This is a genomic window from Methylorubrum sp. GM97 (assembly GCF_024347855.1).
In the GTDB taxonomy this organism is placed as follows: domain Bacteria; phylum Pseudomonadota; class Alphaproteobacteria; order Rhizobiales; family Beijerinckiaceae; genus Methylobacterium; species Methylobacterium extorquens.
In genome coordinates this window covers 3,631,574-3,650,597 of sequence record NZ_AP025942.1, presented here as the reverse complement: position 1 = coordinate 3,650,597, position 19,024 = coordinate 3,631,574, and the positions used below count along the sequence as shown (strand labels likewise).

14 protein-coding genes and 1 pseudogene are annotated in these 19,024 nt (G+C 67.0%); 11 read left to right on the top strand and 4 right to left on the bottom strand.

The window, feature by feature from the left end; all coding sequences use genetic code 11:
• Positions 1–130 precede the first annotated feature (130 nt).
• The 3 genes and pseudogenes from MSPGM_RS16950 to MSPGM_RS16940 all read right to left on the bottom strand — a co-directional run bounded on the left by MSPGM_RS16950 (position 131) and on the right by MSPGM_RS16940 (position 5,561).
• A complete protein-coding gene (locus tag MSPGM_RS16950; RefSeq protein ID WP_012753311.1) occupies positions 131–934 on the bottom strand; it encodes an invasion associated locus B family protein in 804 nt (267 codons plus the stop codon).
• A 517-nt stretch (positions 935–1,451) separates the two neighbouring features.
• Positions 1,452–2,354 carry a DNA-binding response regulator gene (locus MSPGM_RS16945; protein ID WP_003599191.1) on the bottom strand — a complete coding sequence of 301 codons (903 nt, stop codon included), beginning with the start codon at positions 2,352–2,354 and terminating at the stop codon, positions 1,452–1,454.
• A pseudogene (locus tag MSPGM_RS16940) lies at positions 2,347–5,561 on the bottom strand (ATP-binding protein). Before MSPGM_RS16940 ends, MSPGM_RS16945 begins: the two are co-directional and overlap by 8 nt.
• Positions 5,562–6,018: 457 nt before the next feature.
• Between MSPGM_RS16940 and urtA the strand changes: the two are divergent.
• The 11 genes from urtA to MSPGM_RS16885 all read left to right on the top strand — a co-directional run bounded on the left by urtA (position 6,019) and on the right by MSPGM_RS16885 (position 17,637).
• A complete protein-coding gene (gene urtA / locus MSPGM_RS16935; protein ID WP_003599193.1) occupies positions 6,019–7,272 on the top strand; it encodes an urea ABC transporter substrate-binding protein in 1,254 nt (417 codons plus the stop codon).
• Positions 7,273–7,381: 109 nt separating this feature from the next.
• Positions 7,382–8,308 (top strand): urea ABC transporter permease subunit UrtB, encoded by a 927-nt coding sequence (gene urtB / locus MSPGM_RS16930; protein WP_003599194.1) that lies wholly within the window; start codon positions 7,382–7,384, stop codon positions 8,306–8,308.
• 13 nt (positions 8,309–8,321) lie between these two features.
• Positions 8,322–9,503 carry an urea ABC transporter permease subunit UrtC gene (urtC, locus tag MSPGM_RS16925; RefSeq protein WP_003599200.1) on the top strand — a complete coding sequence of 394 codons (1,182 nt, stop codon included), beginning with the start codon at positions 8,322–8,324 and terminating at the stop codon, positions 9,501–9,503.
• Between the two features lie 11 nt (positions 9,504–9,514).
• On the top strand, positions 9,515–10,303 hold the full coding sequence (urtD, locus tag MSPGM_RS16920; protein WP_004446567.1) for an urea ABC transporter ATP-binding protein UrtD: 789 nt from the start codon (positions 9,515–9,517) through the stop codon (positions 10,301–10,303).
• 70 nt (positions 10,304–10,373) lie between these two features.
• Entirely contained in the window at positions 10,374–11,063 is a 690-nt protein-coding gene (gene urtE, locus MSPGM_RS16915; protein ID WP_041929281.1) for an urea ABC transporter ATP-binding subunit UrtE, read from the top strand.
• A gap of 11 nt (positions 11,064–11,074) precedes the next feature.
• Positions 11,075–12,091: an alpha/beta fold hydrolase gene (locus MSPGM_RS16910; RefSeq protein ID WP_004446571.1), complete on the top strand. Its 1,017-nt coding sequence runs from the start codon at positions 11,075–11,077 to the stop codon at positions 12,089–12,091.
• A gap of 164 nt (positions 12,092–12,255) precedes the next feature.
• Positions 12,256–13,485, top strand: coding sequence for a formamidase (gene fmdA, locus MSPGM_RS16905; RefSeq protein ID WP_004446573.1), 1,230 nt, complete (start codon positions 12,256–12,258; stop codon positions 13,483–13,485).
• Positions 13,486–13,549: 64 nt separating this feature from the next.
• Positions 13,550–13,867, top strand: a complete 318-nt coding sequence (locus MSPGM_RS16900; RefSeq protein ID WP_004446576.1) for an FmdB family zinc ribbon protein — start codon at positions 13,550–13,552, stop codon at positions 13,865–13,867.
• Between the two features lie 166 nt (positions 13,868–14,033).
• Entirely contained in the window at positions 14,034–15,494 is a 1,461-nt protein-coding gene (locus MSPGM_RS16895; protein ID WP_004446578.1) for a carbohydrate porin, read from the top strand.
• Positions 15,495–15,669: 175 nt separating this feature from the next.
• Complete coding sequence (locus MSPGM_RS16890; RefSeq protein ID WP_004446579.1) at positions 15,670–16,722, top strand: aliphatic amidase; 1,053 nt, start codon at positions 15,670–15,672, stop codon at positions 16,720–16,722.
• Between the two features lie 180 nt (positions 16,723–16,902).
• On the top strand, positions 16,903–17,637 hold the full coding sequence (locus MSPGM_RS16885) for a hypothetical protein (protein WP_245265563.1): 735 nt from the start codon (positions 16,903–16,905) through the stop codon (positions 17,635–17,637).
• Here MSPGM_RS16885 and MSPGM_RS16880 read toward each other — a convergent pair.
• Complete coding sequence (locus MSPGM_RS16880) at positions 17,607–19,016, bottom strand: amidase family protein (protein WP_004446583.1); 1,410 nt, start codon at positions 19,014–19,016, stop codon at positions 17,607–17,609. The genes MSPGM_RS16885 and MSPGM_RS16880 overlap by 31 nt on opposite strands.
• Positions 19,017–19,024 lie beyond the last annotated feature (8 nt).

Sequence of the window (19,024 nt, the reverse complement as noted above, 5' to 3'; positions counted from 1 at the left end):
CTCGTGGTTGCGTTTCACTCTTCGCTTGAGGCGGCCGGGCGTTCCGCGCCCGCCGCTCCGGGAACGAGAAAGCCCCGCCGTGGCGAGCACGGCGGGGCTTTCCTGGTCGAAGTCCGTGGAACGGCGCGGCTTACTTCGGCGCGGCGCTGGCGGCCGGGGCTGCGGGAGCCGGGGCGGCGCCGGCCGAACCCTGCTGCTCCAGCTTCTTGCGCATGTCTTCGCTGCGCTTCTCCATCTCGGCCTGGAGCTTCTTCTGCTGCTCCTCGAGCACCTTCGGGTCGATGGCCGGGCCGTCGAAGGCCTTGCCGAAGCCGGTGAGCGGCACCGCGAACACGACTTCGCGCTGGGTCTGGTTCTGGACCCGGACGTTGAGCGTCGTGCCCTTCTTGAAGCCGGTCATCAGCTCGTTCGAGACGCCGCCGGCCTCGGCAAAGCAGCCGTTGGGGAAGCAGACCGCGAACTTGCCGCCGGTCACTTCCTTGCCGTCGACATCGAAGCGCATGCCGGGCGCCAGCATCAGGCCGAGCGGCAGCAGGAAGCGGACGACCTTCACCTCCTGCTTCGTCGCGGCGTTCTTCATGTCGTAGACCGCGACGGCGAGCACCGGCTGGCCGTTATCCGACACGAAGTCGCGGGTGGTGTAGCAGACGTCGGTGCCCGAACCCTGATCCTTGCCGCAGACCTTGGTCCAGTCAGCCTGGCTCGGCTCGGACTTCACATTGATGAGCTGCGGGCCGGCAGCCTGACCCTGCTGCTGGGCCGGGGCGGCCGGCTGGGCCTGCGCGGGGGCCGGGGCCGGGGTCGGAGCGGCCGGCTTCTTCTGCGCGAACGCGGTTCCGCCCAGGCCGGCGCCCAGGCCCGCCATGGCGAGGATCGCGGCCACGCGCAGTGGGCGCGCGGAAGGCTTGGCCATGGAGAACTTGGCAAGGAACATCGGCGTTATGACCCCTTCAACGGATGGCGCGTAGATACGTGACGCGGTGCTCACTCGGTCGCCGCAGCCCGGCGGGATGGCCGCAGGCCCGGCCGATCGGTCCGAGGCGCGGCCTGCCTGGCGGTGCGCCGGATCGGCATCGGCAGCCTCGGGCGCGGCACGATTTCTACCCGAACGAGACGGCGGCCTGCTTTCCCCTGGAATGCGGCGAAGGCATGACGCCTGCGCCCTACACCCCTGCATCCGCCGCCTCAAGTCGCAGGCCCGGCCCGCGTGCGGATTAGATGGGCCGTTTGGCCGGTTTCTCGCATCGAGAGTTCGTGTTCGGGCCGCGCCGGACCATCAGGAGCCGGCCTCGGCGGCGGCGGTTGACCGGGCCTTGGGCGAGCCTGCCGCCTCGCCTTTGCTGCCTGGAAGGCGGCATGGGCCGGTTTTCGAACAAGGGAACGATGCTCTCGCAGGACGAGCCCTGGATCGCGTCGGCTTCACCGCGCGATGACGGGCGGGCTTTGGCCGATCAATCCAGATCGCGCAGGTGCCGCGCCGCGACCGCCGAGGCGGCGGTGCGGTTCTCGACGCCGAGCTTGGCGTAGATGCCTTCCAGGTGCTTCGTCACCGTGCGGGGGCTCAATCCCAAGATCTCGCCGATGTCGCGGCTCGACTTGCCGCGAGAGAGCCAGAGCAGCACCTCCGCCTCGCGGCCTGTGATCGGCAGGCGCTCGCGCAGCCGTTCCAGCCCGGCGGCGGCGGGATCGCCGGAGAGGCGCAGCAGGATCTCCGGCCCGGTGCGGCCGATGAAGCTCAGGGTATGGATGCGCCCCTGCGCGTCGGTGAGCGTGAGGGGCGCGGCGGTGCCGGCGAGGCACTTGGACAGCCAGTCGCGCCCGCTCGGAGGAAGGCTCAGCGGCTCGCTCGCTCCCAGTGCGGCGAGCACCTGCGCGGCCTGCGGCGTGCACCACAGGACCGCACCCGCGGCATCGACCGCGAACAAGGTGCGCCCGGCGGTGTCGAGCGCGGCCCGGGCGCTCTGCGCCGCCCGCGCGCTCGCGAGATGGACGCGGATGCGCGCCAGGATCTCGTCGGGGGCGATGGGCTTGGTGACGTAGTCGGTCCCGCCCGCGCCCAGGCCCTTCACGATGTGCTCGGTCTCCGACAGCCCGGTCATGAAGATGATGGGCACGTGGGCGAGATGGCCCTTGGCCTTGAGCCGGCGGCAGGTTTCGAATCCGTCCATGCCCGGCATCACCGCGTCGAGCAGGATGATGTCGGGGGTGATCTCTTCCACGAGGTCGAGGGCGAGGTCGCCGCCCACCGCCACCAGCACCGTGGCGCCGGAGCGCTCGATCGCTTCGGTGAGGAAGCTGAGCGTATCGGGAGAATCATCGACGACGAGGACGATGTCGCGCCGCGTGTCAGGCATCGCGGGCCAACCCCTCCAGAACGCCGACATAGCGGCGCATGTCGTAGGCCGTCACCAGCCCGCGCATCTGCGCGATGAAGGCGGGCGGCACGGCGGCGTCGGTCTCCAACTCGGTGAGCTTGGCCTCGATACCGCGCACATGGCCGATGCGGCCGAGGCGCAGCAGCGCGGCGACGTGCTCGGCCGGCACGGCTGTGCTGCGCGCCGCATCGCCCTTCGCAGCTTCAGCCGGACGCTCGGGGCGCACGATCGGGCGGGTTTCCGGGGCGGGGTCGGGTAGCGGGCGGGCGGTCCCCAGAAGCCCGGTGATCCTCTCCAAAAGATCCTGCATGTCGAACGGCTTGGCGATGATGTCGTCGTGCGGCGCATCCGCGCCGCGGCTCGGGCTGATCTCGTGGACATTGGCCGACATCATCGCGATGCGGGCGGTGAAGCCGGTCTCTCGCAGCGTTCGCGCCACCTCCCAACCGCTCATGCCCGGCATGGCGATGTCGAGCAGGACCAGCGCCGGCTCGCGCGCCTTCGCCAAGGCAAGACAGGCCGGGCCGTCCGGTGCCTCGGCGACCGTGAAGCCCAGGGGCTCCAGAATCTCGCGCATCAGCGCGCGGTGGGCGGGATCGTCGTCGGCGACGAGAACGAGGCGGCCCGGCTCGGACAAGGCGGGCCGCATCACCGCCGCGGGGGCGGCATCGCCGCAGGCGCCGGGCGGTTCACCGAGGCCAGCATCAGCCGCACCCGGAAGCAGGTGCCCTCCCCGACCCGGCTCTCGACGGTGATCTCGCCGCCCATCACCTGCGACAGCAGATGCGCGATGGTCAGTCCGAGCCCGGTGCCGGGCGCCGCGCGGGCGGCGGGCATCGAGCCGCGCTCGAACGGCTCGAAGATCCGGCCGAGATCGGCCTCCGGAATGCCGAGCCCGGTGTCGCGGATCGTGAAGACGGCGACCTGCCCGCGATAGGTCATCTCCAGCGCGACCTCGCCCTCGGGCGTGAACTTGATCGCGTTGGACAGCAGGTTGAGCAGGATCTGGCGCAGACGCTTCTCGTCGGTCGCCACCACCGCCGGCAGGATCTCGGGCCGGGTGAAGCGGAAGGTCAAGCCCGCGCCCTCGGCCTGAAGCCGCACCATGTCGACGATCTGGGCGAGGAAATCGGCGAGCCGGATCTCGTTGCGGTGGGTCTGGAGCCGGCCTGCCTCCATCCGCGAGATGTCGAGCAGGCCGTCGATCAGGCCCGAGAGATGCTGGGCGCTGCGGCGGATCACCCGGATACCGTTGCGGCGGGGCTCGGGGATGCTCGGGTCGCCCTCCAGCAACTGTGCGTAGCCGAGCACGGCGTTGAGCGGCGTGCGCAATTCGTGGCTGATGCCGACGACGTAGCGGCTCTTGGCGAGGTTGGCGGCCTCCGCCGTCTCCTTGGCCTGCTGCAGCTTGGCGTCGGTGACCTTGTGGGCGGCGATCTCGGCCTCGTAGAGGGCGGTCTGGCGCGCGGTTTCCTCCTGCGCGACGCGGCGGCTCTCCTGAGCCAGCACGAACAGCCATGCGACCACGCCGAGAATCACGATCAGGATGAAGAACAGGCTGGTGAGCGCGGCGCGCAGGGTTTCACCATGCTCCGGATGCGCGGCGGCGGCCCCCGCATGGACGATGACGAGGATCAGCCCGATCACCGTGATCAGGGTCAGCATCAGCGCGATGTAGCGGCCGAGCGGCGCGCCGATCCAGGCGGCGGTGCGGGCGGGCAGCACCCGTGCGAGCGCGTCGTGGGCTTGCACCTCCAGCCGTCCGTGCGGCTTGCACAGGTCGCCGCAGCGGGCATCGAGCGAGCAGCACAGCGAGCAGATCGGCCCCGAATAGGCCGGGCACTGGGCCATATCCTCGGCCTCAAACGGGTGCTCGCAGACCCGGCAGGTGATCTCCGTCCGATCCCAGGCGGTCTGCGGGTCGCGGGCGAGGTAGCGCTTGCCTCCGGTCGCGAAGGCGATGGCGGGTGCGGCGGCGAAGGCGGTGGCGAGCGCCAGCATCGGCGCGAAGGGCTGGAGCGCGTCGCCGAACAGGCCGGCATGGATCAGGCAGCCGGCGAGCAGCGAGAGCACCATCGCCCCGGTGCCCACGGGGTTGATGGCGTAGAGATGCGCGCGCTTGAACTCGATGCCCGGCGGCGACAGCCCGAGCGGCTTGTTGACGGCGAGATCCGCGGCGAGCGCCCCGACCCAGGCCGAGACCACGCAGGCATAGAGCGGCAGCGTGCTCTCGATCGTCTTGTCGATGCCGAGTTCCATCAGCAGCAGCGCGATGGCGACGTTGAACACGAGCCAGACCACCCGGCCCGGATGGCTATGCGTGAGGCGCGAGAAGAAGTTCGACCACGCGATCGAGCCGGCATAGGCGTTGGTCACGTTGATCTTGAGCTGCGAGATCACCACGAATAGGCCGGTCAGCGCCAGCGCGACGCCGGGCGAGCCCGAGACGTAGCCGAAGGCGACCGCGTACATCTGCGTCGGCTCGGCAGCGCGCTCCGGCGAGACGCCGTGGCCGAGCGCCAGCACCGTGAGGAAGGCGCCGAGCAGGATCTTGAACATGCCGGGCACGATCCAGCCCGCGCCCGCCGAGAGCACCCCGACCCACCAGCGCCAATCGCCCCTCCCCTGAGGCGGCGGCATGAACCGCAAGAAGTCGACCTGCTCGCCGACCTGGGCCAGCAGTGCCAGCAGGATGCCGGAGGCGAGCCCGAACAGGCGCAGGTCGAAGCCCGCGCCCGCGGCTTCCAGGCCGGGATAGCCGGTGAAGGCTTCGAACGGCACCGGCCCCGAGAGCCAGATGCAGAGGAGCGGCAGCAGGTTGAGGCCGATCCAGAGCGGCTGCGTCCAGAGCTGGAACCGGCTGATGAGGCGGATGCCGTAGATCACCAGCGGGATCACCGCCCCCGCGCTGACGATGTAGCCGATCCACAGCGGCAGGCCGAAGCAGAGCTGCAGCGCCAGCGCCATGATCGCGGCTTCGATGGCGAAGAACAGGAAGGTGAAGCCGGCATAGATCAGCGACGTGATCGTCGAGCCGAGATAGCCGAAGCCCGCTCCGCGGGTGAGCAGGTCGATATCGACCCCGTAGCGCGCGGCGTAGATCGTGATCGGCGCGGCGGTGGCGAAGATGATGAGCCCGACGACGAGCACGGCGGCGAAGGTGTTGGTGAAGCCGGTGGCGAGCACCAGCGTGCCGCCGATGGCTTCCAGCGCCAGGAATGAGAGCGAGCCGAGCGCCGTCTGCGCGATGCGGAAGGACGACCAGCGCCGCGCTTTCTTGGCGGTGAAGCGCAGGGCATAGTCTTCCAGCGTCTCGTCCGCGACGAGGCGGTTGTAGTCCCGACGGATCGGGATGATGGACCGGGCGCTCAGGGGGCCGTCCTCACGATGGGCGGATCACCGGCTTGCAACGGACGTGCCGGCCAAGAGCCTGTCCAACTGTCCGTTACGGCGGGGCACGGACATCCCTAACGCCCGCTGCTCACGGAATCGAGAGCGGTACGCTACGGTCCGGTCTTCCGGGCGGACATACGCAAAACAGCGTATGGGTGCGCCGCATCATCAAGCCTAGCCTTCCCCTCGTTCGAGCACGGCCGCCGACCGGCAGAGCCGTGCCGAGACGAGATACAGGGGTTGAGGCACGATGGCGGACGACAAGAAGGGCCTGGACTCGGCCCTGCGGCGCAAGCTTCTCATGGGTCTCGCGGGGCTTCCCGCGCTGGCAATGATGCCGCGGATGGCGTTCGCCGCCGCACCGACCTCGGCCGTCAACACGACCGGGCTCGCGGTGACCGACAGCGAGGTCACGGTCGGCATCCTGCACTCGGCCACCGGCACGATGGCGATCTCCGAGACCGGCTCGATCCAGGCCGAGAAGCTCGCGATTGCCCAGATCAACGAGATGGGCGGCGTGCTCGGCCGCAAGATCAAGGTGATCCAGGAGGACGGCGCTTCCGACTGGCCGACCTTCGCCGAGAAGGCCAAGAAGCTCCTCGTCAACGACCATTGCGCCGCGGTGATGGGTTGCTGGACCTCCGCCTCGCGCAAAGCCGCGCTGCCGGTCTTCGAGCAATATAACGGTCTGCTCTACTACCCGACCTTCTACGAGGGCCTGGAGCAGTCCAAGAACGTGATCTACACCGGCCAGGAGGCGACGCAGCAGATCCTCGCCTCGCTCGACTGGGTCGCCAAGGAGAAGGGCGCCAAGTCGTTCTTCATGGTCGGCTCGGATTACATCTGGCCGCGCACCTCGAACAAGATCGCCCGCAAGCATATCGAGAACGTGCTCAAGGGCACGGTCGCCGGCGAGGAATACTTCCCCCTCGGCCACACGCAGTTCAACTCGGTCATCAACAAGATCAAGCTCAAGAAGCCGGACGTGATCTTCGCCGACGTGGTCGGCGGCTCGAACGTCGCCTTCTACAAGCAGCTCAAGGCGGCCGGCATCGACCTCAACAAGCAGACCCTGCTGACGATCTCGGTCACCGAGGACGAGATCGACGGCATCGGCGGCGACAACATCGCCGGCGCCTATTCCTGCATGAAGTACTTCCAGTCGCTGAAGAACCCGAACAACGAGAAGTTCGTCGCCGCCTTCAAGAAGATGTGGGGCGACAAGACCGTCATCGGCGACGTGACCCAGGCCGCCTATCTCGGCCCATTCCTGTGGAAGATGGCGGTGGAGAAGGCCGGCTCCTTCGATGTCGACAAGGTCGCTGCGGCGTCCGCCGACATCGAGTTCAAGGAGGCGCCGGAAGGCTACGTGAAGGTCCACCCGAATCATCACCTCTGGTCGAAGACCCGCGTCGCCAAGGCCCTGCCGAGCGGCCAGTTCGAGGTGGTCTACGAGAGCCCCGAGCTGATCGAGCCGAACCCCTTCCCGAAGGGCTACCAGTAGTCGCGGACGCTCCGGTCCCCTCCCTCGCGGGAGGGGACACCCGCGATATGACGGGCGTGGCCCGACACTTGCTGCGCTCTCCCAGAAAATTCCGCCGGAGTCACAAGCCATGTTCGGCGACTATTCGCTCGCAGACCTCAGCTCGATCTTCGTGATGCAGGGCTTTGCAGGTCTGATCCTGTTTTCCGTCTACGTGCTGATGGCGTTGGGTCTGGCGATCATCTTCGGCCAGATGGGCGTCATCAACATGGCCCACGGCGAGTTCATGATCCTGGGCGCCTACGTCACCTATCTCTGCTCGACCTTCTTCCAGACCTACCTGCCCTCGCTGTTCGGCGCGTATTTCTTCGTCGCCATGGCGCTGGCCTTCCTGGCCTCGGGGGCGATGGGGATGCTCGTGGAATGGGCGCTGATCCGCCACCTCTACAAGCGCCCGCTCGATACGCTGCTCGCGACCTGGGGCCTCTCGCTGATCCTGCAGCAGGCCTACCGCACGATCTTCGGCCCGCGTGAGGTCGGCGTCGAACTGCCCTCGTGGATGATGGGCTCGATCCCCGTCACCGATTCCATCGAGGTGCAGATCAACGGCCTGTTCGTGATCGCGGTCACCGCCGTCATCACCGTGGGCGTCGCGGTGCTGATGTACCGCTCGCGCTTCGGTGCGCAGATCCGCGCGGTGATGAGCAACCGCCCGATGGCCGGCGCCGTCGGCATCGATACCGAGAAGGTCGATCGCACCACCTTCGGCCTTGGCTGCGGCATCGCCGGAATCGCCGGCTCGGCCTTCACGATGATCGGCTCCACCGGGCCGACCTCGGGCCAGCTCTACATCGTCGATACCTTCCTGATCGTGGTCTTCGGCGGCGCGGCGAGCCTGCTCGGCACCATCGCCTCGGCCTTCTCGATCTCGCAGACCCAATCCACCCTCGAATTCTTCCTCTCCGGCTCGATGGCCAAGGTGCTCACCCTGCTCGCGGTGGTGGGAATCCTGATGCTGCGGCCGCAGGGCCTGTTCACCCTCAAGGTCCGTCGCTGAGGAGCGCGCCCCGATGACGAACCAGAAGACAAGTCCCATGCAGTCCCTGTCGAAGGCGGTCACCGTCAACGACAACCCCTTCATGAAGCCGGTCGAGTGGGTCAGCCTCGCGCTGTTGGCCGGCGTGATCCTGGTGGTCCTGCCGCTCGTGCTCGACGGCTTCCGCCTCAACCTCGTCGGCAAGTACCTCACCTACGCCTTCGTCGCCCTCGGCCTCGTCATCTGCTGGGGCTATGCCGGCATCCTCTCGCTCGGCCAGGGCGTGTTCTTCGGCCTCGGCGGCTACTGCATGGCGATGTACTTGAAGCTGGAGGCGTCCAGCGTCGAAAACACGAAAATCCAGTCGACGCCGGGCATTCCCGACTTCATGGACTGGAACCAGATCACGGAGCTTCCCTGGTTCTGGCACCCGTTCCAGAGCCTGCCGCTGACGCTGCTCCTCGTCGTCGCGGTGCCGGTGGCCTTCGCCTTCCTCATCTCGGTGGCGATGTTCAAGCGCCGCGTCGGCGGCACCTACTTCGCCATCATCACCCAGGCCATCGCCGCGATCCTGACGATCCTGATCGTCGGCCAGCAGGGCTACACCGGCGGCATCAACGGCATCACCGATCTGCGCACCCTCCACGGCTGGGACATCCGCCAGGATAGCGCGAAGTTCGTCCTCTACTTCGTCAATGGCGGCCTGCTGATCGGCTGCATCCTGATGGCGCAGTACGTGAAGAAGTCGAAGCTCGGGCGCATTCTCGTCGCCATGCGCGAGAAGGAGGACCGGGTCCGGTTCTCGGGCTACTCGGTGGCGGGCTTCAAGGTGTTCGCCTACTGCCTCGCGGCCGCCTTCGCGGCGATCGGCGGGGCGATGTTCACCCTCCAGGTCGGGTTCATGTCGCCCTCCTTCGTGGGCATCGTGCCCTCGGTGGAGATGGTGATCTACACCGCGGTCGGCGGGCGCCTCTCGCTCTTCGGCGCGGTCTGGGGGACGCTGCTGGTCAACTGGGCCAAGACGAGCTTCTCCGAATCCTTCCCCGACCTCTGGCTGTTCGGCCTCGGCGGCCTGTTCATCGCCGTGGTGCTGATCTTCCCCAACGGTCTCGCCGGCATCTGGCGCGAGCACATCGAACCCCGCCTGTTCCGCAAGGCCAAGGGTCTGGCCCCCGTCGCCGGCCCCGCCCTGCCCCACGGCACCCCGGCCGAGTGAGGACGAAACCCATGAACGCGGCCATCCTTCCTTCATCCGCCCCTATCGGTACGCCCGCCGACGAGAAGGACTTCCTGCTGGCGGTCGAGGCGCTGACCGTCTCCTTCGACGGGTTCAAGGCGGTCAACGACGTGTCGTTCTACGTCGATCCGGACGAGATCCGGGTCATCATCGGCCCCAACGGCGCCGGCAAGACCACCGTGCTCGACCTGATCTGCGGGCGGACCAAGGCCAGCGCCGGCTCGATCAAGTACAAGGGCCAGGAGCTGACCAAGCTCTCCGAGAGCGCGATCGTCCAGGCCGGCGTCGGCCGCAAGTTCCAGACGCCCTCGATCTACGACGACCTGACGGTGTTCGAGAATCTCGAGATCTCGTTCCCCCGCGGCCGCTCGGTGTTCGGGGCGCTGACCTTCAAGCGCGACGCCGAGGTGCGTGACCGCATCCACGAGATCGCCCAAACCATCTTCCTCAAGGACCAGCTCGACGAGCGGGCCGAGTTCCTGAGCCACGGCCAGAAGCAGTGGCTCGAGATCGGCATGCTGCTGATCCAGGACCCGGAGCTGCTGATGCTCGACGAGCCGGTGGCCGGCATGAGCGTCGGCGAGCGGATCAAGACCGCCGAACTCCTCAACCAGATCATCAAGGGCCGCTCGGTGCTCGTCATCGAGCACGACATGAAGTTCGTCGAGGACATCGCCCACCGCGTCACCGTGCTCCACCAGGGCAAGGTGCTCTCCGAAGGGTCGATGGAGCGGGTCAAGAACGACCCGAAGGTCATCGAAGTCTATCTCGGCCACTGAGGGCGAACGGATCATGCTCCAGACTTCCCCCTCCCCGCTCGTGCCGCCGGTGATGCCGGGCACCCAAGCCATGCTGTCGATCTCCGACCTCCACTCGGCTTACGGCCAGAGCGAAGTGCTGCACGGCATCGACCTCGACGTCGCGCCGGGCGAGATCGTCGCCGTGATGGGCCGCAACGGCATGGGCAAGTCGACGCTCATGAAGACGCTGATGGGCATCGTGCCGACGAAATCCGGCACGATCACCGTGGACGGCACCGACGTCACCAGCCTGAAGAGCCATGCCCGCGTGGCCAAGGGGCTGGCCTATGTCCCGCAGGGCCGGATGATCTTCTCCACCATGACGGTGCAGGAGAACATCGAGACGGGCCTTACCGTCACTGGCTCGCGCAAGGTGCCGCAGGACCTCTACACGATGTTCCCGGTGCTGCTGGAGATGAAGGGCCGTCGCGGCGGCAACCTATCGGGCGGCCAGCAGCAGCAGCTCGCCATCGCCCGGGCGCTTGCCAGCAAGCCGAAGGTTCTGCTTCTCGACGAGCCGACCGAGGGTATTCAACCCTCGATTATTCGCGAAATGGGGCGTACGCTGAAGAAGATTCGCGACGAGCGCGGTCTGTCGATCGTCGTCTCGGAGCAAGTGCTGAGCTTTGCCATGGACGTGGCCGACCGGGTTCTCGTGATCGAGAACGGCTCGATCGTCCACGAGAGTCTGCGTGCCGACATCGACGAGGCGCAGGTCGCCCGCTTCCTCTCGGTCTGAGGATCTTCGCGATGGCCGATTACGAGATCTTCGAGCTCGGCGACATCGTCCTGCAGTCGAAGCAGACGATCCGCGGTGCGCGGCTCGCCTACAAGACCTACGGCACGCTCAACGCCGCGAAGGACAACGTCATCGTCTATCCGTGCTGGTATTCCGGCACGCATCTCGAGAACGAGTGGCTGATCGGGCCGGGCAAGGCGCTCGATCCGGACCGGTATTTCATCATCGTGCCGAACATGTTCGGCAACGGATTGTCGTCCTCGCCGAGCAACACGCCGGCACCCTTCAACGGGCCGCGCTTTCCCAAGGTCACGGCCTACGACAACGTGGTGCAGCAACACCGGCTGGTGACGGAGGTCTTCGGCATCAAGCGGATCAAGCTCGTCACCGGCTGGTCGATGGGCGCGCTCCAGACCTTCCACTGGGGCGCGATCTTCCCGGACATGGTCGAGCGCATCCTGCCGTTCCAGGGCTCGGCCAAGTGCTCGCGGCACAACTTCGTCTTCCTGGAGGGCGTCAAGGCGGCGCTCCAGGCGGATGCCGCCTTTGCCGATGGGTTCTATGCCGAACAACCGCAGAAGGGCCTGCGCGCCGCAGCCCGGGTCTATGCCGGCTGGGGCTTCTCGCAGACCTTCTACCGGGTCGAGGCCGACCTGAAGCAGATGGGCTACGCCTCGCTCGAAGACTTCCTCGTCGGCTTCTGGGAAGGCTGGCTGCTCGAAAAGGACGCCAACAACCTGCTCGCCATGCTCTGGACTTGGCAGAACGGCGACATCTCCGCCAACGACCTCTACGGCGGTGATCTCAAGAAGGCGCTCGGCGCGATCAAGGCAAAAGCCTTCGTGATGCCGGCCTCGACCGACCTGTATTTCCCACCCGAAGACAGCGCCATCGAGGTCGAGCACATGCCGAACGCGGAGCTGCGCACGGTCGAGACCTATTGGGGCCACTTCGCCGGCGGCCCCGGCACCTCGCCCGAAGACATCAAGGTGCTGGATGCGGCGCTGAAGGAGCTGCTCGCCAGCTGAGCCATCAGCGGGGCGCCCCGGCGACCCGCCCGAACCGATCCGGCGCCGAACCCGCGCCGGATGAACGAAGAACGACAACAACGATCCACGGGGGCGGCCGGACCAACACCGGACACGCAACGGGGACGGCTGCCAAAAATCCGGACAGTAAAGGAGTAAAGGAAATGCCCGAGACCCTGATCAAGGTCGATCTCACGCAATCGGCCTACGACAACGACATGGTGCACAACCGCTGGCACCCGGACATCCCGATGGTCGCGACCGTGAAGCCCGGCGACGACTTCATCGTCGAGACCTATGACTGGACCGGCGGCTTCATCAAGAACAACGATTCCGCCGACGACGTGCGCGACATCGACCTGTCGATCGTGCACTTCCTGTCCGGCCCGATCGGCGTCGAGGGTGCCGAGCCCGGCGACCTGCTCGTGGTCGATCTGCTCGATATCGGCGCCAAGCCCGAGAGCCAGTGGGGCTTCAACGGCTTCTTCTCGAAGAACAATGGCGGCGGCTTTCTCGACGAGCACTTCCCCCAGGCGCAGAAGTCGATCTGGGATTTCGAGGGCATGTTCACCAAGTCGCGCCACGTGCCCGGCGTGCGCTTCCCCGGCTTGATCCATCCCGGCCTGATCGGCTGTCTGCCCGATCCGAAGATGCTGGAGACTTGGAACACCCGCGAGAAGGCGCTCTACGACACCAACCCGAGCCGGGTGCCGGCGCTGGCCACCCTCCCCTTCGGGCCGACCGCGCATATGGGGCGGCTGAAGGGTGACGCGAAGGACAACGCCGCGGCGACGGGCGCCCGCACGGTGCCGGGGCGTGAGCATGGCGGCAATTGCGACATCAAGGATCTGTCGCGCGGCTCGAAGATCTACTTCCCCGTCTACGTGCCCGGCGCCGGCCTCTCGATGGGCGACCTGCATTTCAGCCAGGGCGACGGCGAGATCACCTTCTGCGGCGCCATCGAGATGGCGGGCTGGGTTCACCTCAAGGTCAGCCTGATCAAGGACGGCATGGCGAAGTACGGGATCAAGAACCCGATCTTCAAGCCGTCGCCCATCACCCCGAAATACGACGATCACCTGATCTTCGAGGGTGTCTCGGTCGACGAGTACGGCAAGCAGCATTACCTCGACGTCACGGTCGCCTACCGCCAAGCCTGCCTCAACGCGATCGAGTACCTGAAGAAGTTCGGCTACTCGGGCGCCCAGGCCTACTCGATCCTCGGCACCGCCCCGGTCCAGGGCCACATCTCCGGCGTCGTCGATATCCCGAACGCCTGCGCCACGCTCTGGATTCCGACCGGCATCTTCGACTTCGACATCAACCCGTCCGAGGCCGGGCCGACGAAGTTCCTCGACGGCTCGATCCAGATGCCGCTCTCGCCGGATCTCTGAATCTCTTGGTTTGTCGCCCTCTCCGGGCGGCAAACCGCACACATTTTGCCTGAGAGTGCTTGAGATGCCGGTCTACGATTACGCCTGCGAGAGTTGTGGTCCGTTCACGGTGCTGCGCCCGATGGCGCAGTTCAAGGACCCGCATGACTGCCCGGATTGCGGCGGGGAATGCCAGCGCGCCTTCCTCACCGCCCCGCGGATCTCCGGCATGGATGCCGGCCTCAAGGCCGCCCACGCCACCAACGAGCGCAGCCGCCACGAACCGCGGCGCTCCGGTGCCCACGGGGCCGGCTGCGGCTGCTGCTCGCCGAAGAAGACGTCCGCCGCACCCGCGGCGGCCAAGAGCTTCCCGAATGCGCGGCCCTGGATGATCAGCCACTGATCGAACGGCCGTCTCGGCGGCGGGCGCCCGGTGTGCCCGCCGCTCCACATCCGGAAGGATGGATCGAACCGAAGAACAGCTCCGCGAGGGAGCCGCCGGCCGCGACACGACAAGCGGGACGAACCCTGTGCGCAGGCCGGTGCAGAGGACGGGTTGGGGACTGACGATGCTTGAGCGAATGACACAGACACGGGCCAGACGCCGCCGCGGCGTGAGAATCGGAACGGCCGGAGCCCTGCTGGCGGCAGGCCTGACCACGGCGACTGGCGTCTCCGCGCAGCAGCCCTCGCCGGTGGGCCAGTTCAACGATCAAACCCAGCCGCGCACCGATCCGCGCATCGCCGAGAAACCCAGCGATCCCGTCCGCGTCGGCCCGCTGGCGCCCTGGGCCACCCACATGGCCGAGCGCGGGCTCACCTTCGACATCAACATCTACAACTTCTACCAGGCCAACCCCTCCGCCGGCCTGCGCACCGGAGAGCAGTCGAACTCGACCTACTTCGTCCTCTCCATGACCGCCGACATGCAGCGCATCGCCAACATCAGTGGCGGCACCATCAAGTTCACGCAGACCTTCTTCGGCAACGTCCGCAACCTCAACATGGCCGCCGATATCGGCGACACCACGGTGGGCTACCAGCCGCCGTTCAACCCCAACAACAACCGCCTCTCGCTGCTCACCTACCAGCAGAAGCTGCTTGATGACCGCCTCGTCATCGAGGTCGGCCGCACCCACCCCGATCGCTACTACGGCCTGCCGCCGTGCAACTCGATCAATTCCTGCTTCCAGGACCTGTTCTACATCAATGCCGGCTTCACCTCGCCGCTCTACGCGGTCTGGGGCGCGAACGCCGCCTACCAGCTCTCGCCCACCAGCTACGTCCAGGCCGGCGCCTTCTCGGTGAACCCCGGCACCAACGCGTTGTCGGGCTACGATTTCGGCTACGAGCGGCTCTCGGGCGCGCTGGTGATGACCGAGATCGGCACCAAGACCGACTACACCATGACCGCCTATCCCGGCCGCGCCTCGCTCACCGGCTTCTTCAACACGGCCGATCACGACGACAACTTCAAGACGGTGTTCGGCACCTCGAAGGGCCTGAACCCCGGCGCCCCGGTGCTGCAGAAGTCGGGCACGTCCGGCATCGTGCTCACCGGCACGCAGACGGTCTGGCGCGCCGATGGCGGCCTGGTCGCCAACCCGCACCCGACGTCAATCTCGCTCTATACCGGCACGGGCTATTCCTTCGACCCGACGGTGCCGATCCGCTTCAACTCGTTCGTCGGCGTACGCCTCGACGCGCCCGACCAGAGCCGGCCCAACGACAGCTACGGGCTGAAGATGAACTGGCAGCGCTTGTCGGAGAACTACACGCAGTTCCTGTCTGACGCGAACTTCATCTCGGGCGGCTCGGGCGCCCCGTACTCGCGCGACAAGTTCGTGTTCGAGGCCAACGCGCATTTCGACGTCGGCGCGGGTGTGATCATCGAGCCGGTGGTTCAGTATGTGGTCAACCCGAACTCGTTCTGGAACCCCTTCACCGCGCGGCGCGCCAAGGACGGCTTCTACGCCGGCGCCACCCTCGTCATCCCGCTCGGCACCCTGCTCGGCCTCGCTCCGGGCTAGCCCTCGCCTAGAGCGCTTTCCGACGAAGTGGGTTCCGGTTCGTCGAAAGAAAGCGCGGCACAACAAGAGGATAGAGGCGTGATCCGACCCAAGCTGGTCGGGCACGGCTCGAGCGCCAAGAAAGGGGGCTCGCGCGACGGGCCCTCCCCTCACACCAACCGGAGGAAACACCGCCATGATGCACGGTGATATCTCGTCGAGCCAGGACAGCGTCGGCGTCGCCGTCGTGAACTACAAGATGCCCCGGCTGCACACCAAGGCCGAGGTGTTGGAAAACGCCAAGAAGATCGGCGACATGATCATCGGGATGAAGGCCGGCCTGCCGGGCCTCGATCTCGTGATCTTCCCCGAATACTCGACCCACGGCATCATGTACGACGCGGGCGAGATGTACGAGACCGCCTCCTCCATCCCCGGTGCGGAGACCGACATCTTCGCCGACGCCTGCCGCAAGGCCAAGGTCTGGGGCGTGTTCTCGCTCACCGGCGAGCGTCACGAGGAGCATCCGCGCAAAGCCCCCTACAACACGCTCATCCTGATGAACGACCAGGGCGAGATCGTGCAGAAGTACCGCAAGATCATGCCCTGGACCCCGATCGAGGGCTGGTATCCCGGCGACCGCACCTACGTCTCGGACGGCCCGAAGGGCCTCAAGATCAGCTTGATCATCTGCGACGACGGCAACTATCCCGAGATCTGGCGCGACTGCGCGATGCGCGGCGCCGAACTCATCATCCGCTGCCAGGGCTACATGTATCCGGCCAAGGAACAGCAGGTTCTGATCTCGAAGGCGATGGCGTTCGCCAACAACACCTACGTCGCGGTGGCCAACGCCGCCGGGTTCGACGGCGTCTACAGCTATTTCGGCCACTCGGCGATCATCGGCTTCGACGGCCGGACGCTGGGCGAGTGCGGCGAGGAGGAGATGGGCATCCAGTACGCCGCACTCTCGAAGTTCCTGATCCGCGATTTCCGCGCCCATGGCCAGTCGGAGAACCACCTCTTCAAGCTGCTGCACCGCGGCTACACCGGCATGATCAACTCGAAGGAGAACCGGCACGGAATGTCGGAATGCCCCTACGACTTCTACCGCCGCTGGATCGAGGACCCCGACGGCACCCGCGACGCGGTGCGCGCCATCACCCGCTCCAGCGTCGGCACCGAGGAATGTCCGATCGAGGGCATCCCCTTCGTCGGCAAGGGCGAAGGCCCGCCCGACCCGCGCTGAACCCGGCTCGAGCCGAAGCGCCACGTCACGCGGCCGAGCGCCCTCCACCCGGATCGGGTGGAGGGCGTTTTCCGTTGTGCGCATGCGGGAAGTTTGTCGGTGATCTCCCGCCTAACTCGTTGACTTCAGTGACCAAAAATTTTGGCGAAGCAGCGTGTTTGTCGGCGGGGAGTGCCATGGTTGTCGGTTTGCGAATGCCTGCCCGTCCCGTTGTGCCGGCAGTATGACTACATGCGTCGGATCGGCGGTGGGTGGCACTTCTGCACAGCCATCGCGGTACCAAATGGCAATACCCTCGTCGTCAGCATCGAGCGGCGCCACACGCAAGGGGCATTCCTACGAGAGCAGGCCGCGCACCGTGACCTCTACCGACCTCATCTGGCCCGCGCAGCCCTGCTGGCGGCGCGGTACTCCCGGAGCCGCTATGAGGCGGCCGTCGATGACCTTGAAGCGCTGGGCCTCGCCGCGGCTGCGGTGTCACGCAGAGGCAGCCTGATCGCATGCAATGGCGGGTTCCGGGCTCTGATGCAGGCGCTGGCCCAGGACGGCCTCAATGGGCTCGTCGTGACTCACCAGTCGGCGCAGGCACAGGTGCAAGCCCATCTGGCACGCACCCGCTCGCTGCCGGACACAGCTCTAACTGCCTCAATCCCAATCCCTGCCGAGCCAGGGCGTGGGCCAGCGATCGTCGATCTGGTGCCGGTGAGCGGTGCCGCACGGGACATCTTCCCGCGCACGGCTTGCCTCGTCGTCATCACAATGGCTGACACGGAGCGTTTGCCGAAGATTGCCTTCGCACGATCCGGAGGCGCAGCAGCAACGCTGCTCGGAATCGCTTCGCCGGAAACAGAGCTTGCCCCTACCATCCTCGCCGCAGCTGCCCCTCACGGCTCTGTAAGCGGACGAAGATTATAGCCCGGCGACTTCGTCCGCTCGATCCCCGCGGCCGTTCGTACGACGTCGAACTCGCCGAGAGTGCGGCCCACGATCTGGAGGCCGACGGGCATTCCGTCCGAGGCAATTCCCGCGCAGACGGAGGCCGCGGGCTGGCCCGTGAGGTTGAAGGGATAGGTGTAGAAGGCCCAGGAGACGAGACTGCGATCTTCCAGTCCCTCCGGGATGTTCCTGCCTGCTTCCAAGGACGAGATCGGCAGTGTCGGTGACACGAGGACATCGTAGCCGTTGAAGAAGCTGACCATCCGGTCCCGCAGCGCGTAGCGCGCGAAAACGGTCTCGTAGTAGGCGCGCATCTCCTGGGCGAGGGCGGCGTCGAGCACATCGGCGACGGCGGGGTCCAAGAGATCGCGGCGGCTTTCGAGAACGCCGCGCAGGCGGGTGCCGATGCCGGCGTAGAACTCGGCCGTCCAGAGAGCGGCTGGATCGGATTCGAAGACGGTCTCGACCTCTTCCACGATCGCGCCCTGGTCTGCCAGCGCCATCGCAGCGGCACGAGCGATGGCGGCGACCTCCGGGTTGGGCCGTGCGTAGCCGAGCGTCGCGCTCCAGGCGACCCGCAGGCCGGCGACAGAAGCCTTTGCCGCGCCCAAAAGGTCCGGGATGGGCCCGACCACGGCGAAGGGATCACGCGGATCGTGGCCGGCGACCGCCGTTGTCAGCAAGGCGGCATCGGCGACGTTGCGAGCAAGCGCGCCGACATGGGCCAGCGTCGGCGTTGCCGAGGTCGGCCAGACCGGAACCCGCCCGAATTGCGCCTTGAGCCCGACGAGACCCGTCAGCGCTGCAGGTATGCGCAGAGAGCCGCCGCCATCGGTGCCGAGTGCGAAGGGCGTGATCCCGGCTGCCACCGAGGCGGCCGCGCCGGCGCTCGATCCGCCCGGTGTCTTCGCCAAATCCCAGGGATGGCGGGTGATGCCGGTGAGCGGCGAGTCGCCGACGGGCTTGGCTCCGAACTCGCTCGTGGTGGTCTTCCCGATGATGATGGCGCCGGCGGCACGCAGGCGCTCGACGGCGGGGGCATCGGCGGCGGCGACATTGCTCGCCATGGCCCGCGAGCCGGACGCGTAGGGCTGGCCGCCCACCGCGATCAGATCCTTCACCGAGACCGGCAGGCCGTGGAGCAGCCCTAGGGGCGAGCCGCACATCACAGCCTCCTCGGCCCGGCGCGCGGCGCTGCGGGCCTCCTCCGGCATCAGGTGGCAGAAGGCATTCAAGGAGGCTTGGCTCGCCTCGGCACGCGCGAGGGCGCGCTCCGTCAGCTCTACCGGCGAAATCGCGCGCGCCGCGATCAGGCGGCGCAGCTCAAGCGCGGTCATGAAGTCGAAGTCGCTCGTCATCGCTCCAC